This window comes from Streptomyces sp. NPDC026377, assembly GCF_055567715.1.
In genome coordinates, this window is the sequence record NZ_JBVHPV010000033.1 from 17,363 (window position 1) to 32,326 (window position 14,964).

The 14,964-nt window shown below is 73.1% G+C and carries 10 protein-coding genes; 8 read left to right on the forward strand and 2 right to left on the reverse strand.

Annotated features, from left to right (window positions below; translation table 11 throughout):
- Position 1: 1 nt before the first annotated feature.
- Together ACZ4MU_RS34510 and ACZ4MU_RS34515 are read right to left on the reverse strand one after the other, a co-directional pair.
- Complete coding sequence (locus tag ACZ4MU_RS34510; RefSeq protein WP_467883489.1) at positions 2-442, reverse strand: roadblock/LC7 domain-containing protein; 441 nt, start codon at positions 440-442, stop codon at positions 2-4.
- The gene (locus tag ACZ4MU_RS34515; RefSeq protein WP_467883498.1) at positions 439-3,183 is read right to left on the reverse strand and encodes a sensor histidine kinase; all 2,745 of its coding nucleotides are present in this window, start codon (positions 3,181-3,183) and stop codon (positions 439-441) included. Before ACZ4MU_RS34515 ends, ACZ4MU_RS34510 begins: the two co-directional genes overlap by 4 nt.
- A 352-nt stretch (positions 3,184-3,535) precedes the next feature.
- Between ACZ4MU_RS34515 and ACZ4MU_RS34520 the strand changes: the two genes are divergently transcribed.
- The 8 genes from ACZ4MU_RS34520 to ACZ4MU_RS34555 all read left to right on the forward strand — a co-directional run bounded on the left by ACZ4MU_RS34520 (position 3,536) and on the right by ACZ4MU_RS34555 (position 14,817).
- Entirely contained in the window at positions 3,536-3,970 is a 435-nt protein-coding gene (locus ACZ4MU_RS34520) for a hypothetical protein (RefSeq protein ID WP_467883499.1), read from the forward strand.
- A gap of 18 nt (positions 3,971-3,988) precedes the next feature.
- Positions 3,989-4,792, forward strand: coding sequence for an IclR family transcriptional regulator (locus ACZ4MU_RS34525; RefSeq protein WP_467883490.1), 804 nt, complete (start codon positions 3,989-3,991; stop codon positions 4,790-4,792).
- 166 nt (positions 4,793-4,958) lie between these two features.
- Positions 4,959-7,424, forward strand: a complete 2,466-nt coding sequence (locus tag ACZ4MU_RS34530; RefSeq protein ID WP_467883491.1) for a GcvT family protein — start codon at positions 4,959-4,961, stop codon at positions 7,422-7,424.
- 113 nt (positions 7,425-7,537) lie between these two features.
- Positions 7,538-8,752, forward strand: coding sequence for an N-methyl-L-tryptophan oxidase (gene solA / locus ACZ4MU_RS34535; RefSeq protein WP_467883492.1), 1,215 nt, complete (start codon positions 7,538-7,540; stop codon positions 8,750-8,752).
- On the forward strand, positions 8,749-9,891 hold the full coding sequence (locus tag ACZ4MU_RS34540) for an aromatic ring-hydroxylating oxygenase subunit alpha (protein WP_467883493.1): 1,143 nt from the start codon (positions 8,749-8,751) through the stop codon (positions 9,889-9,891). Before solA ends, ACZ4MU_RS34540 begins: the two co-directional genes overlap by 4 nt.
- A 113-nt stretch (positions 9,892-10,004) precedes the next feature.
- Entirely contained in the window at positions 10,005-11,474 is a 1,470-nt protein-coding gene (locus ACZ4MU_RS34545; protein WP_467883494.1) for an aldehyde dehydrogenase family protein, read from the forward strand.
- 150 nt (positions 11,475-11,624) lie between these two features.
- Complete coding sequence (locus ACZ4MU_RS34550; protein ID WP_467883495.1) at positions 11,625-13,220, forward strand: APC family permease; 1,596 nt, start codon at positions 11,625-11,627, stop codon at positions 13,218-13,220.
- A gap of 19 nt (positions 13,221-13,239) precedes the next feature.
- Positions 13,240-14,817 (forward strand): GMC family oxidoreductase, encoded by a 1,578-nt coding sequence (locus tag ACZ4MU_RS34555; RefSeq protein ID WP_467883496.1) that lies wholly within the window; start codon positions 13,240-13,242, stop codon positions 14,815-14,817.
- Positions 14,818-14,964 lie beyond the last annotated feature (147 nt).

Sequence of the window (14,964 nt, forward strand, 5' to 3'; positions counted from 1 at the left end):
CTCACCCTGCGGTGGGCAGGCCGGTCCGTGGTGCCGTGGTGAGGTGGGCCCCGACCCGCTTGACCATCAGGGTCATCTCGTACGCCACCTGACCGACGTCGGCCTCGGCGTCGGAGAGGACGGCCAGACAGCTGCCGTCCCCGGCGGCCGTCACGAACAGGAAGGCGTCGTCGAGTTCCACGACGGTCTGGCGGACGCCGCCCACGTCGAAGTGGCGGCCGACGCCCTTGGCGAGGCTGTGGAAGCCGGAGGCGACGGCGGCCAGGTGCTCGCCGTCCTCCCGCGTCAGATCCCTCGACGTGCCGGTGGGCAGGCCGTCACTGGACAGGACGAGCGCCTTGCGGATGGAGCCCACCCGGTCGACCAACTCCTCCAGCAACCAGTCGAGTTCCCCGGCGCCCTTCCCCATGACGTCGTGTGCTGCGGACTTCGGTGCGGTCATCGACCGTCCCCCTCCGATGTGTTGCGTCGTACGTCGCCCAGGGCCTGGTCGGGCCCGTCGGCTGTGGTCTCTGCGCTGGTCATCGCGGTGTGCCGACGCCCGCGCTGCCAGCCGCGCTGCATCGACGCCATACGGTCGCGCACTTCCTCCGCGTCGCGCTCGGGCTGGGGCCGAGCGCCCGGGCCGCCCGGCCCGCCGCGCTCCGCGGGGCGGGCGGAGTTCTCCCTCAGCTGCGGGGCGAGGCTGGCCTGGCGGACCCGGCGGGGCAGGGCCCCCTGCGCGGCGGCCGCGGCGGCGCTCTCGCGGCCGGAGTCGGGGGCGGACCGCCGCAGCGGCTCCGGCGCCGGGGCGGGGACGAGCCCGCTGGCGCGCAGCGCGTCGGCCCGTCGCCGCTCCACGCCCGACCCGGCCGGACGGAAGGGTTCCGCCGCCGAGGAGGGGTGGTCGCGGCCGGGCTGGTCGTCGACCCGCCGCCCGTGGTCGCTGACCAGCGTCGGCGCGGGCGGACGGCGCCGGGGCAGCGGCACGGGGCCGAAGGCGTGGTCCGCTGCCCCGCCGCCCTCGTCGGCCGTCTGCTGGTGCTGGCGGCGCTCGCCCGGGAACGCGCGGGCCGGGCCGAGGAAGCCGTCGCGTACCGCGTCGCGCCCGTCGGCGCCCGGGGCGTCCAGCTCCAACGGGTCCACCGGAGCCTCCAGTTCTACCGGGCCGTCGAGCAGGGCGCGGTCGGGGACGCCCAGCGGGAGCGGGGAGAGCGCGCGGGGGCCGGCGTCCCGCTCGCGGCGCCCGCCCGTCCCGCCCTGGGCCGCGGCCTTGCGGTCGAGGCGGAAGCCGGTGCCGTTGGTGTCCGGCGCGTCGGTGAGCAGGGCGGCCGGGATGAAGACGACCGCGGTGGTGCCGCCGTACGGCGAGGGCTGGAGCGAGACGCGGACGTTCTGCCGCTGGGCGAGCCGGCTGACCACGAACAGGCCGAGCCGGTCGGTGTCGGAGAGCTCGAACTCGGGGGTCTCGGCCAGGCGCAGATTGGCGTCGAGGAGCGCCTCGGGCGTCATGCCGAGGCCCCGGTCGTGGATCTCCAGCGTGAAGCCGTTGGCCACCCGCTCGCCGTGCACCTGGACGGCGGTGTGCGGGGGCGAGAACACCGTGGCGTTCTCCAGGAGTTCGGCCACCAGGTGGGTGAGGTCGGCGACGGCCGGGCCGCCGACGCCGAGTCGGGGCAGCCTGCGGACCTCGATGCGCTCGTAGTCCTCGACCTCCGCCACGGCCGCCCGGACCACGTCCATCAGCTGGACGGGCTTGCGCCACTGCCGGGAGGGCGCGGCTCCGGAGAGGATCACCAGGCCCTCGGCGTGGCGGCGCATACGGGTGGTGAGGTGGTCGAGGCGGAAGAGGTCGGCGAGCTCGTCGGTGTCCTCGGTGCGGCGCTCCATGGTGTCCAGGAGCGTGAGCTGGCGGTGGAGCAGGACCTGGTTGCGGCGGGCCAGGTTGACGAAGACCTCGGCCACTCCGCGCCGCATGTCGGCCTGCTTGACGGCGGCCTCGACGGCGGCCCGCTGGAGGGTGTTGAGGGCCTGGCCGACCTGGCCGACCTCGTCCTTCTCGAAGTCCAGGCGCGGCGCCTCGGTCTCCACGTCGACGTGTTCGCCGGCGGCGAGGCGGCGCATGACGCTCGGCAGGCGCACGCCGGACACCTCGTGCGCCTCCTTGCGCAGACGGGTGAGGTCGCGGATCAGCTCGCGGCCGATGCGGACGGAGAGGAAGAGGGAGAAGACGAGCGCGAGGAAGCCCAGGACACCCGCGACACCGGCCTTGATGAGGACGTTGAAGGCGACCGGGTGGACACGGTCGCGGTAGCGGTCGTCGGCGTCCGCGACGGCCTGGGAGAGCCGGCCGAGGAGCGGGGTGGCCGTCTGCTGCCAGCGGGCCAGGTCGACGCGCGGGTTCTTGGTGGGCCCGACGGTGATGATGCTCTGCTCGGCGGCGCGCAGCGACTCCGAGCCGGCGGCGGCCCAGAAGCGCTCGAAGATCTCGCGCTCGCCGCCGGGCAGGTTCTCCAGGCTGATCTCGTACAGGAGCGTGCGGTTGGCCACGAGGTTGACCACCTCGCGCAGTTCGTTCCAGGTGAACTGGGGCGGGGCGACCAGCGCGGAGGCGACCAGCGCGTCCTCGCGGGCCAGCATCTCGCGGGCGCGGGCGAGGCCGACGACCGCGCGGCCCTGCTTGTCCATGTCCACGTTCTCGAGGGCGTGGAGATTGGTGAGGAAGGTGTAGCAGGGGTCGATGACCCCGCTGTACGCCTCCAGTGCCCGGGCGCGGTTGACGCTGCGCCGGTCGACCTGGCGGCGCAGGTCGCCGATGCCGTCGAACTCCTCCAGAACGGTCTTCAGCCGCGCCTTGGCCGCCGGGCGCAGATCGTCGCGGACCTGGGAGTCACGGGCGGCGGAACGAATCTTCGCCACGGCGCGGTCGGTGTCCCGGCGCCGGCCCTGGAGGGCGGCGAGCGCGTCGGCGGCCCGCTGGTCGGCCAGGTAGACGAGCGTCTGGCGGCGTTCCTCCTGGATGACCTGGACGGTGTCCTCCATCGGGGAGCCGACCTTGTCCACGATGTACGTGACGTTCAGCAGTTCGTTGGCCTCGCGGCCGGTGATGTAGGTCGTGAATCCCCACAGGGCGGTGAGGGAGACGAGCGGCACCAGCAGCAACGCCACGATCTTCCTGCGGATGGACTTCCCGCGAAAGCGCATGGCCTCCCCCAGATCAACCGTCAACAAACGGCGTGAGCCTACTACTGCCGCACAGCCGACTCGAAGGCACGTCCGGACGATTTTCGGCCGTGCTCAAGGAAGTTGATCATGGGTTGTCCTGGTATTACGCGAGATCACCTACCGGCTGTGGCCGAGTACGTCCCCCGGCCCGCCGGTTCCCCTCCCGGACCGGTTGGCTGGAATTCTGTCTTCCCCGCAAATCCCGGGAATCTTGCGGGAGTTCTGTTCGTCCTTCTGTACGGGGGTTGCGACGGGGATGTACGGACCCGTGCGAATCGGCAGGCATTGATGCGCCGATGGTGGGGAGGGAGTATGCATGGGCACTGAAGGCATGTGTGCGGACGGTGAGACGGCTCGGGGCACGCGAGGGGGTGAACTGCCACCGCTGTGGGTGGAGGAACCCGCGGTGCGGCCACGGCTGCCCGACCCGATCAGGGACGCGGCCGTGCGGTCGGTGCTGATCGTCGCCTGCACCCTGATCCAGGCGGTGGTCGCGTTCCTGTGCACGATGGCGGGCTCCTGGCTGGCCTTCCCGATGGTCCTCAGCAGCGTGGCGAGCACGGTGGCGGCGACCTGGGCGGTCCTCGACGTCTGGGTCACCCGCCAGGTGTGGAACCAGCGCAACGGCGTGGTGTCGGTACCGAGCAGCACCGCGCGCGAGCGGCGCCGGGAGCGCAGGCGGGTGCGCCAGGCGGCCAGGTCGGCCGAGCGGCCGGGGACCGGTCGCATACGCCAGCACAAGGCGGGCAGCCTCTCCCGGGCATAGCGGCCCGAAGGAGTGCTGGTGGGTGAGGCGCGGGAGCCGGACGCGGCCGCGGACCGGCGGCGGGGCGGCGGCGGGTCACTGCGGTCGGTCGACCGCGCGGTCAGCGTGCTGGAGGCGCTGGCCCGGCTCGGCGAGGCCGGAGTCACCGGGATCGCCGACGAGTTGGGCGTGCACAAGTCGACCGCGTTCCGGCTCCTGGACGCGCTGGAGAAGCGCGGCCTCGTCGGCCAGGAGAAGGAGCGGGGCAAGTACTTCCTGGGCACCGGGGTGCTGCGGCTGGCCGGAGCGGCGGCCGTGCGGCTGGACATCTCGCAGGAGGGGGTGCCGGTCTGCCGCGCGCTCGCGGCCGCCACGGGCGAGACCGCCAACGTCGCCGTGCTCGACGGCGACGCGGCCGTCAACATCACACAGGCGCGGGGCGCGGCGGCAGTCGCCGCCTTCAACTGGCTGGGCCGGCGCACCCCGCTGCACGCGACGGCGAGCGGCAAGGCGCTGCTCGCCCATCTCCCCGAGGAGCGCCGCGAGGCCCTGCTCGGCCAGGGCCTGGCGCGCTTCACCGCGCACACGGTCACGGATCCGGCCGTGCTCCGCGCCGAGCTGGCCGAGGCGGTGGAGCGGGGGTACGCGCGGACGGCCGAGGAGCTGGAGGACGGGCTCAACGCGGTGGGGGTGGCGGTGCGCGGCCACGACGGCTCGGTGATCGGCGCGATCGGCGTCTCGGGCCCGGTGTACCGGCTGCCGGTGAAGGTGCTCCCGGAGGTCGCCGAGCACGTCCGGGAGGCCGCCCGGGACCTCTCGCGCCGCATGGGTCATCACGGGTAACACCGGCCCTGACTGCACGTCATAAACGTTTCCGGCCAGGCCGGTTCGTCGATCGCGGACCCCTGGGCCACGACCGGTCCGACCCTCTTGACGCTCCCCTGGGCCGTCCTCAGGATGTCTCACATCGCGCAACCGGTAGTGCTCTGCGCAACAGGAGGGTGAGGCCGTGTCTCACGAGGTCCGCACCACCCCCGCCCCCGACCCCGCCCAGGCGCGCGTAGTGATCATCGGCGCCGGGATCGTGGGCAGTTCGCTCGCCGACGAGCTCACCGCGCGCGGCTGGTCGCACGTGACCGTCGTGGAGCAGGGGCCGCTGCCCTCACCGGGCGGGTCCAGCTCGCACGCGCCCGGACTGGCCTTCCGGACACATGTCTCGCGGACGATGACGGCCTTCGGCGCGTACACGGCCGACACCCTCCGCCAGCTGAGCGTGGCGGGCGAGCCCTGCTTCCGGGCGGTGGGCGGTCTGGAGGTCGCCACCACCCCGGAGCGCTGGGCCGATCTGCACCGCAAGGCGGGACTGGCGGCCTCCTGGGGGGTGCGGGGCAGACTGCTCACCGCCCACCAGTGCGCGGCGCTGTGGCCGCTGCTCGCCGCGGAGAAGGTCCTGGGCGGCTTCCACACCCCCGACGACGGGCTGGCCGACGCGGTGCTCGCCTGCCGGGCACTCCAGGCCCGCGCCCGGTCCCGCGGTGCCCGGTTCCTGGCCCGGCACACGGTCACCGCCGTCGGGCGGGAGGACGGCCGGGTCACCGGTGTCATCACCGACCGGGGCCGCTTCCCGGCCGATCTGGTGGTCTCGGCGGCCGGTTTCTGGGGCCCGGTGATCGGACGGCTGGCCGGTGTGGCGGTGCCGCTGCTGCCGCTCGCCCACCAGTACGCGCGGACCGGCCCGCTGCCCCAGCTCACCGCGCGGGAGGCTGCCGCCCTGCCCATCCTGCGCCACCAGGACCGCGACCTGTACTTCCGTACGCACACGGACGCGCGGGGAGTGCGGCTGGGCATCGGTTCCTACGCCCACCGGCCGCTGCCGGTGGACCCGTGGACGGTCCCGGCGTACGACGACGCGCCGGTCATGCCCTCCTCGCTCGCCTTCACGCCCGAGGACTTCGCACCCAGCTGGCAGGACGCGGCGACGCTGCTGCCCCGGCTCGCGGACAGCGCGGTCGCGGACGGCTTCAACGGCGTCTTCTCCTTCACGCCGGACGGTATGCCGCTGCTCGGCGAGTCCCGCGAGCTGCGCGGGTTCTGGCTGGCGGAGGCGGTGTGGGTGACGCACTCGGCGGGGGCGGCCCGGGCGGTCGCCGAGTGGATGACGCACGGCCGCACCTCGCTCGACGTCCACGCCTGCGACATCCGGCGCTTCGAGGACGTCCAGCTCACGGCCGCCTACGTCGAGGAGCGCTCGGCGCGGAGCTTCGTGGAGGTGTACGACGTCGTCCATCCGCTCCAGCCGCCCGGCAGCCCGCGTCCCCTGCGGACGAGCCCCTTCCATCAGCGCCAGCGCGAACTCGGGGCGTACTTCCTGGAGGGCGGCGGCTGGGAGCGGCCGCACTGGTACGAGGCGAACGCGCCCCTGGTGGACGGAGTGCGCATCCCCTCGCGCGACGCCTGGTCCGCGCGGTACTGGTCGCCGGTCGCGGCGGCGGAGGCGAAGGCGACCCGGGAGCGGGTGGCGCTCTACGACATGACGCCGCTGCGGCGCCTGGAGGTGACCGGACGCGGCGCCCTCGCCTTCCTCCAGCGGATGACGACCAACCAGCTGGAGAAGAAGCCCGGTTCGGTGACGTACACCCTCATGCTGGACGACGCGGGCGGGATCCTCTCCGATCTGACCGTGGCGCGCCTGGGCGCCGACCGCTTCCAGGTGGGCGCCAACTCCCCCGCCGACCTGGACCGGCTGCTCGCGCACGCGCCGGACACCGTCACCGTCCGGGACATCACCTCCGGCACCTGCTGCGTCGGGGTGTGGGGCCCGCTCGCCCGTGATCTGGTCCAGCCCCTGACCCGCGACGACTTCTCGCACAGCGCGTTCGGCTACTTCCGGGCGAAGGAGACGGTCCTCGGGAGCGTCCCGGTCACGGCCCTGCGGCTGAGCTATGTGGGCGAGCTGGGCTGGGAGCTGTACACCGGCGCCGACCTCGGGCTGCGGCTGTGGGACACGCTCTGGGAGGCCGGACAGCGGCTCGGCGTGGTCGCCGCGGGCCGCAGCGCCTTCGAGTCGCTGCGCCTGGAGAAGGGGTACCGCGCCTGGGGCCGCGACATGACGAGCGAGCACACCCCCTACGAGGCGGGACTCGGCTTCGCGGTCCGGCCGGGCAAGGGAGACTTCATCGGCCGCGCCGCGCTGGGCGATCCGGCGGCGGTCACCCGCAGGCTCACCTGTCTGACCCTGGACTCCCGCTCGGCGGTGGTCCTCGGGAACGAGCCGGTGCTCCTCGACGGCGTGCCCGCCGGTTACGTCACCAGCGCCGCCTACGGCTACACGATCGGCCGGTGCGTGGCGTACGCGTGGCTGCCCGTCACCGCGCCCGGCACGGCGGTCCATGTCGAGTACTTCGGCGAGAAGGTGCCCGCGACCGTCGCCGAAGAGCCCCTGTTCGACCCACGGATGACCCACCTCGTGCGGTGAGGGCCCGCGCCCGGCGGGGCCGGGCACCGCGGGCCCCCAGCGCGGCACGGCACCACGTCGACCGGCCCCCCGCGAGGCGGGCCCGGCCGGGCACCGACCCTCCGGGAGGAAGCATGGCTCCGACGTACGACGTGATCGTCCTCGGCCTCGGCGGCATGGGTTCGGCCGCCGCCCACCACCTCGCCGCGCGCGGGGCCCGCGTCCTCGGCCTGGAGCGCTTCGGCGCGGTGCACGCGCACGGCTCCAGCCACGGGGGCTCACGGATCACGCGGCAGTCCTACTTCGAGGACCCGGCGTACGTGCCGCTGCTGCTGCGGGCGTACGAGCTGTACGAGCAGGTCGGGCGGGACTGCGGGGAGGAGATCGCGCTGCTGTGCGGCGGGCTGATGGTGGGCCGCCCCGACTGCCGGACGGTGGCGGGCGCGGTGCGCTCGGCCCGCGCGTGGGACCTGCCGCACGAGATGCTGGACGCCCGCGAGATCCGGCGCCGCTTCCCGGCCATGAGCCCGCTCGACGACGAGGTGGCCCTCTACGAGGCGCGGGCCGGGCTGCTGCGGCCGGAGGCCACGGTGGCGGCCCACCTCCGGCTCGCCGCCCGGGCGGGGGCATGCTTGCGCTTCGAGGAGCCGGTGACCGGCTGGGAGGAGCTGCCGGGCGGGCGGGGGGTCCGCGTCCACACGGCCCGGGGCGGCTACACGGCGGGCCAGCTGGTGGTCTGCCCGGGCGCCTGGGCTCCGGAGCTGCTGGCGGACCTCGGGGTGCCGGTCCGCGTCGAACGGCAGGTCATGTACTGGTTCGCGCCCGAGGGCGGCACCGGTCCCTTCCTCCCCGGGCGCCAGCCGGTCTTCGTGTGGGAGGCGGACGGCGTCCAGGTGTACGGCTTCCCCGCCATCGACGGGCCCTCGGGCGGCGTCAAGACCGCCTTCTTCCGCAAGAACGGCACCCCCTGCACACCGGACACCCTCGACCGTACGGTCACCCCGGCCGAGGCCGAGGAGATGGCGGCGGCCATGCGCCGGGTGTCCCCCACCCTGCCCGGAACGTTCCTGCGGGCCGTGGCCTGCATGTACTCGACCACTCCGGACGAGCACTTCGTGATCGCCCGGCACCCCGCGCACCCCGGCACCACCACTGTGGCCTGCGGTTTCTCCGGACACGGCTTCAAGTTCGTGCCGGTGGTCGGCGAGATCCTCGCCGATCTGGCCCTGGAGGGCACGACGGCCCATCCGATCGCTCTCTTCGACCCGCTCAGATTCGCCGCGGGCACGCCCGCCGCAGGGAGCGCGGGCGTCACCGGGAGCGCGGGCGTCACCGGGAGCGCGCGATGACCGCCGGGGCCACCGAGCGCACGCCGAGCCTCCTGCGGACGCTCCCCGGCCGCTTCTACTGCGACCCGGCCGTCTTCGCCCGCGAGCAGGAGCGGATCTTCGAGGCGCTGTGGTTCTGCGCGGTGCGCGCCGCCGACCTCGACCGGCCCGGCGCCTTCCGGACGGTCCAGGTCGGCCGCGAGAACGTGCTGGTGGTACGGACCCGCGAGGGCGCCCTGCGCGCGTTCCTCAACGTGTGCCGGCACCGGGGCGCCCGGGTGTGCGCCGAGCCGAGCGGTACGGTCCCGCGCACCCTGCGGTGCCCGTACCACGCGTGGACGTACGACCTCGAAGGCCGGCTCGTGGCGGCGCCGAACCTGGCGCGGATGCCGGACGTGGACCGCGAGGAGCGCGGGCTGCTGCGGGTCGCGCTGCGCGAGTGGCTCGGCTACGTGTGGGTGTGTCCGGCCGACGAGCCGCCGTCGTTCGAGGACACGGTGGTCGGCGCCGCCACCGAGCGGCTGGGCGACCCGGCGGCGGTGGAGCGCTACGGCGCCGCGGACCTGGCCCTGGGCCGCCGGATCTCGTACGACGTGGCCGCCAACTGGAAGCTGATCGTCGAGAACTTCATGGAGTGCTACCACTGCGCCACGATCCACCCCGAACTCACCCAGGTGCTGCCGGAGTTCGCCAGGGGCTTCGCCGCGCAGTACTACGTGGGCCACGGCGCCGAGTTCGCGCGCGGCGCCGAGGGGTTCACCGTGGACGGCGGCGCGGGCTTCGCACGCCTCACCGGCCTCGCGGACGAGCAGGACCGCCGCTACTACGCGATCACCGTGAAACCGCAGGTGTTCGTGAACCTGGTGCCCGACCACGTGATCGTCCACCGGATGTTCCCGCTGGCCGTGGACCGTACGACCGTCGAATGCGACTGGCTGTACGCGCCACGGGTCGTCGCGGACGGGGCCGACGTCTCCCGGTCGGTGGAGCTGTTCCACCGGGTCAATCTCCAGGACTTCGAGGCGTGCGAGCGCACCCAGCCCGCCATGGACTCGCGGGCGTACCGGAACGGGGGTGTCCTGGTGCCCGGCGAACACCACATCCGCGCGTTCCACACCTGGGTCCTGGAGCACCTGGGCGCCGGTACGGACGGCCCCTGAAACCAGGGCTCACGCGCTGTCGCGCCGCCCAAACTATCGGCATCGTCACATGCCTGAAGTGTGCGTACCTGGGTAGCGGCGCCTTCGTTCGTGACCAGAAGTCGAGGAGCGTCATGCCTGATTTGTTCATCGGTGGCCGATGGAGCGCCGCCGTCGACGGGGAGACCCGCGAGATCCGCTGTCCGGCGGACGGCTCGCCGGTCGCCGTGGTCGACGAGGGGGGTCCCAAGGACGCGGCCGCGGCGGTGGCCGCCGCCCGCGAGGCCTTCGACCGCGGCCCCTGGCCCCGGACGGCGGCCGCCGAGCGGGCCGCCCTCCTGCTGCGCGTCGCCGGGCTCATCGAGCGTGACGCGGCCGCGCTGGCCCGCGCCGAGTCCCTGGACACCGGCAAGCGGCTGGTCGAGTCGGAGTACGACATGGCCGACATCGCCAACTGCTTCCGCCACTTCGGCCACCAGGTCGCCGCCCAGGACCCGGGCCGGGTCGTCGACACCGGCAACCCCGAGACCGACAGCCGCACCGTCGTCGAGCCGGTGGGCGTCTGCGCGCTGATCACGCCGTGGAACTACCCGCTGCTCCAGACCGCGTGGAAGGTCGCGCCCGCCATCGGTGCGGGCAACACCTTCGTCCTCAAGCCCAGCGAGCTGACCCCGCACACCGCGATCATCCTGATGCGCCTGCTCACCGAGGCCGGGCTGCCCGAGGGCGTCGCCAACCTGGTCCTCGGCACCGGCCCCGCGGTCGGCGCGCCGCTGACCGAGGACGCGCGCGTGGACCTGGTGTCGTTCACCGGCGGACTGTCCACCGGGAAGCGGGTGATGGCCTCGGCCGCGGCCACCGTCAAGCGCACCGCGCTGGAGCTCGGCGGCAAGAACCCCAACATCGTCTTCGCCGACGCCGACTTCGACACGGCTGTCGACTACGCCCTGACCGCCGTGTTCCTCCACTCCGGCCAGGTCTGCTCGGCGGGCGCGCGGCTGCTGGTCGAGGACTCGCTGCACGACCGCTTCGTCGACGAAGTGGTGCGCCGCGCACGGCAGATCAGGCTGGGCGGCCCCTTCGACGAGGACGCCCGCTCCGGCCCGCTGATCTCCGCCGCCCATCTCGCCAAGGTCGAGGCGTACGTCGCGGCCGGGCTCGACGAGGGCGCGGTGCTGCGCTGCGGCGGCGCCCGCCCCGACGACCCGGCGCTCGCCAACGGCCACTACTACCTGCCCACGGTCCTGGACGAGTGCACGGCGTCGATGTCCGTGGTCCGGGAGGAGTCGTTCGGGCCGGTGCTGACCGTGGAGCGGTTCCACGACGAGGACGAGGCCCTCGCCCTGGCCAACGACACGATCTACGGCCTGGCCGGAGCGGTGTGGACCCGCGACGAGGCACGCGCGCGACGCGTCGCGGCCCGGCTCCGGGCGGGCACGGTGTGGATCAACGACTTCCACCCGTACGTCCCGCAGGCCGAGTGGGGCGGGATGAAGCAGTCGGGGACGGGCCGTGAACTCGGGCTCGCCGGGCTCGCCGAGTACCAGGAGATCAAGCACATCTGGCGCAACACCGACCCGCGCCCGCAGCGCTGGTTCGACTGAACGCCCCCGGCGGCGAACGGCCGCCGCTCACCGCACCCCACCGACCGTTCGCCGCCGCAGGACCCGCCGGACGCGAGCGACCGAGAACAAGCCCTCCGGCCGCCTCCCCCGCCCTCCCGCCGCGCGATCCCGTACGAGGAGTGATCCCCTGTGACCGCCACCAGTCCCCCGCCGCCCTCTCCCTCCCCAGCCCGGGCGGGCGCCGACGCCGATGACGCCGCGCTCGCCGAACTCGGGTACAAGCCGGGCCTCAAGCGCACCCTCGGCAACTTCCACACCTTCGCCGCCGGGATCAGCTACATCTCGATCCTGACCGGCACGTTCCAGATGTTCTACTTCGGCGTCAGCATCGGCGGCCCGGCCTACTGGTGGTCCTGGCCGCTGGTCTTCGTCGGGCAGTTGATGGTCGCGCTCTGCTTCTGCGAGCTGGCCGCCCGCTACCCGGTGGCCGGATCGGTCTACAACTGGGCCAAGAACCTGGGCGGTCCGCACGTCGGCTGGCTGGCCGGCTGGATGATGACGCTGGCGAGCATGGTGTCGCTGGCCGCCGTCGCCCTGGCCCTCCAGCTGACGCTTCCTCAGATCTCCTCGTGGTTCCAGTTCGTGGGCGACGGCAGCGGGAAGTACGACGCCGCGGCCAATGCCGTCGTGCTCGCCTGCGGACTGATCCTCTTCACCACCCTGGTCAACGCCTTCGGCGTCAAGCTGATGGCCCGGATCAACACGGCAGGCGTCTTCATCGAGCTGGTCGCCGCCGTGATCCTGGTGATCCTGCTGGCCGCGCACATCACCCGCGGCCCCAGCGCCATCGTGGAGACCCATGGCATCGGAGCCGGGCAGAACCTGGGCTACTTCGGCGCCTTCCTCACCGCCTCGCTGGCCTCCGCGTACGTCATGTACGGCTTCGACACCGCGTCCTCGCTCGGCGAGGAGGCGGTCGACCCCAGCCGCAACGCGCCCCGCGCGATCCTGCGGGCGCTCATCGCCTCGTTCGTCATCGGCGGCCTCATCCTGCTGTGCGCACTGCTCGCCACACCGGACCTGAGCGCACCCGAACTCTCCGTGGACGGCCTCCAGTACGTCGTCCTGAGCACCCTGGGCGACACCATGGGGCAGGCCCTGCTGTGGTGTGTGGTGATCGCGGTCGTCGTCTGCGAGCTCGCCGTGCACACCGCCGGCATCCGGCTGATGTTCGCGATGGCCCGGGACAACAACCTGCCCGGCGGCAGCCGGCTCGCCCGGATCAGCCCGCGCTTCCAGACCCCGATCGCGCCCGCCGTGGTCTGCGGAGTCGTCGCCATCGGCATCCTGCTGGTCAACATCAAGCAGCCGCAGATCTTCTCGGTCGTCACCAGCATCGCGATCATCATGATCTACGTGGCGTATCTGCTGGTCACGATGCCCATGCTGGTCCGCAGGCTGCGCGGCACCTGGCAGCCCGCACCCGGACGCTTCTCGCTCGGCCGCTTCGGTCTGCCCGTCAACATCCTGGCGGTCCTGTGGGGCGCGGGCATGACGGTCAACCTGCTCTGGCCGCGCGCCGCCGTGTACAACGCCGCGGCCCCCTACCACTGGTACCTGCGCTGGGGCGGCGTGCTGTTCGTCGGCGCCGTCACCGTCGGCGGGTTCGCCTACTACTGGTTCGTCCAGCGCCACCGCACCGGCGTCCTCGCGGACCACGCCGCCGAGAAGCAGGACACCGACCCCGCCACCACCCCCGGCAACCCCGCCGCCGCCACCGGCTGAAGCAAGGAGCGAAGCAATCATGAACGAGGCCAACACCCCTGTGGCCACGGAAGAGTTCGACTACGTCGTCGTCGGCGGCGGCACCGCGGGCAACGTTGTCGCGGCCCGGCTCAGCGAGGACCCCTCGGTGACCGTGTGCGTCCTGGAGGCCGGTCCCTCGGACGTCGGCGACGACAACGTGCTGCGCCTGGAGCGCTGGATGGGGCTGCTCGAATCCGGCTACGACTGGGACTACCCGGTCGAGCCGCAGGAGCGCGGCAACAGCATGATGCGCCACGCGCGCGCCAAGGTGCTCGGCGGCTGCTCCTCGCACAACTCCTGCATAGCCTTCTGGGCGCCCGCCGAGGACCTGGACGGCTGGGCCGCCGAGGGCTGTACGGGCTGGGGCGCCAAGGACGTCTTCCCGCTCTACAAGCGGCTGGAGAACAACGACGCGCCGGGCGAGCACCACGGCCGCAGCGGCCCGGTGAAGCTGCGCACCATCAAGGGCGAGGACCCCTGCGGCAGCGCGCTGCTCGACGCGTGCGCCCAGACGGGCATCCCCACCACACCCTTCAACACCGGCCGTACGGTGATCAGAGGCGCCAACTGGTTCCAGATCAACTCCGACGAGAACAACATCCGCCAGTCGTCGTCGGTCGCGTATCTGCACCCGATCATCGGCAAGCGCCCCAATCTGACCGTACGGACGGGAATCCGCGCCAAGCGGCTGGTGATCGGCGAGGACCGGCGCTGCACGGGCGTGGAGTACCTGGACCCGGACCTGATCCACACCCGTACCGTCTCCGCGCGGCGCGAGACCGTGGTCAGCTGCGGCTCCATCGACACGCCGAAGCTGCTGATGCTCTCCGGCATCGGTCCCGCGGACCATCTGCGCGAGGTGGGTGTCCCCACACTGGTGCACTCGCCCGGCGTCGGCGAGAACCTCCAGGACCACCCCGAGGGCGTCATCATGTGGGACGCCAAGCGGCCGATGCCGACCCGCTCCAACCAGTGGTGGGAGATCGGGATCTTCGCGGACACCGAGCCGGGTCTGGACCGGCCGGACCTGATGTTCCACTACGGCTCGGTGCCGTTCGACATGAACACCGCCCGGCACGGCTACCCGACCAGCGAGAACGCGTTCTGCCTGACGCCCAACGTCACGCACGCCAAGTCGCGCGGCACGGTCCGGCTGCGCACCCGCGACTACCGGGACAAGCCGATGGTCGACCCGCGCTACTTCACCCATGAGCACGACGTACGGGTGATGACGTACGGGCTGAAGCTCGCCCGCCAGATCGTGGCGCAGCCCGCGCTCGCGGACTGGGCGGGCGCGGAGCTGGCGCCCGGCCCGGACGTGCGCACCGACGACGAGCTGTTCGAGTACATCCGCACCACGCACAACACCGTCTACCACCCGGCGTGCACGGTGAAGATGGGCGCCGACGACGACGCGATGGCCCCGCTCGACGCCCGGCTGCGCGTCAAGGGCGTCAGCGGACTGCGCGTCGCCGACGGTTCGGTGATGCCGGAGCTGGTCACCGTCAACCCGTGCATCACGACGATGATGATCGGCGAGAAGTGCGCGGACATGATGAAGGCGGACGCGGCCTGAGCGGGGCCGCGGCGGGGGGGGGGGGGGGGGGGGGGGGGGGGGGGGGGGGGGGGGGGCGCCCCCCCCGCCCGGGCCCCGGGGCGGGGGGGGGGGGGGGGGGCGCCCCCGCCCCGCCCCCCCCCCGGGGGGGCGGCCCCCCCCGCCGCG

Bases quoted from the DNA above. Each gene is read 5' to 3' on its own strand.
- ACZ4MU_RS34540 (WP_467883493.1), top strand. From the start codon at position 8,749: ATGACCGCCGGGGCCACCGAGCGCACGCCGAGCCTCCTGCGGACGCTC.
- ACZ4MU_RS34545 (WP_467883494.1), top strand. From the start codon at position 10,005: ATGCCTGATTTGTTCATCGGTGGCCGATGGAGCGCCGCCGTCGACGGG.
- solA (WP_467883492.1), top strand. From the start codon at position 7,538: ATGGCTCCGACGTACGACGTGATCGTCCTCGGCCTCGGCGGCATGGGT.
- ACZ4MU_RS34520 (WP_467883499.1), top strand. From the start codon at position 3,536: ATGTGTGCGGACGGTGAGACGGCTCGGGGCACGCGAGGGGGTGAACTG.
- ACZ4MU_RS34515 (WP_467883498.1), bottom strand. From the start codon at position 3,183: ATGCGCTTTCGCGGGAAGTCCATCCGCAGGAAGATCGTGGCGTTGCTG.
- ACZ4MU_RS34510 (WP_467883489.1), bottom strand. From the start codon at position 442: ATGACCGCACCGAAGTCCGCAGCACACGACGTCATGGGGAAGGGCGCC.
- ACZ4MU_RS34555 (WP_467883496.1), top strand. From the start codon at position 13,240: ATGAACGAGGCCAACACCCCTGTGGCCACGGAAGAGTTCGACTACGTC.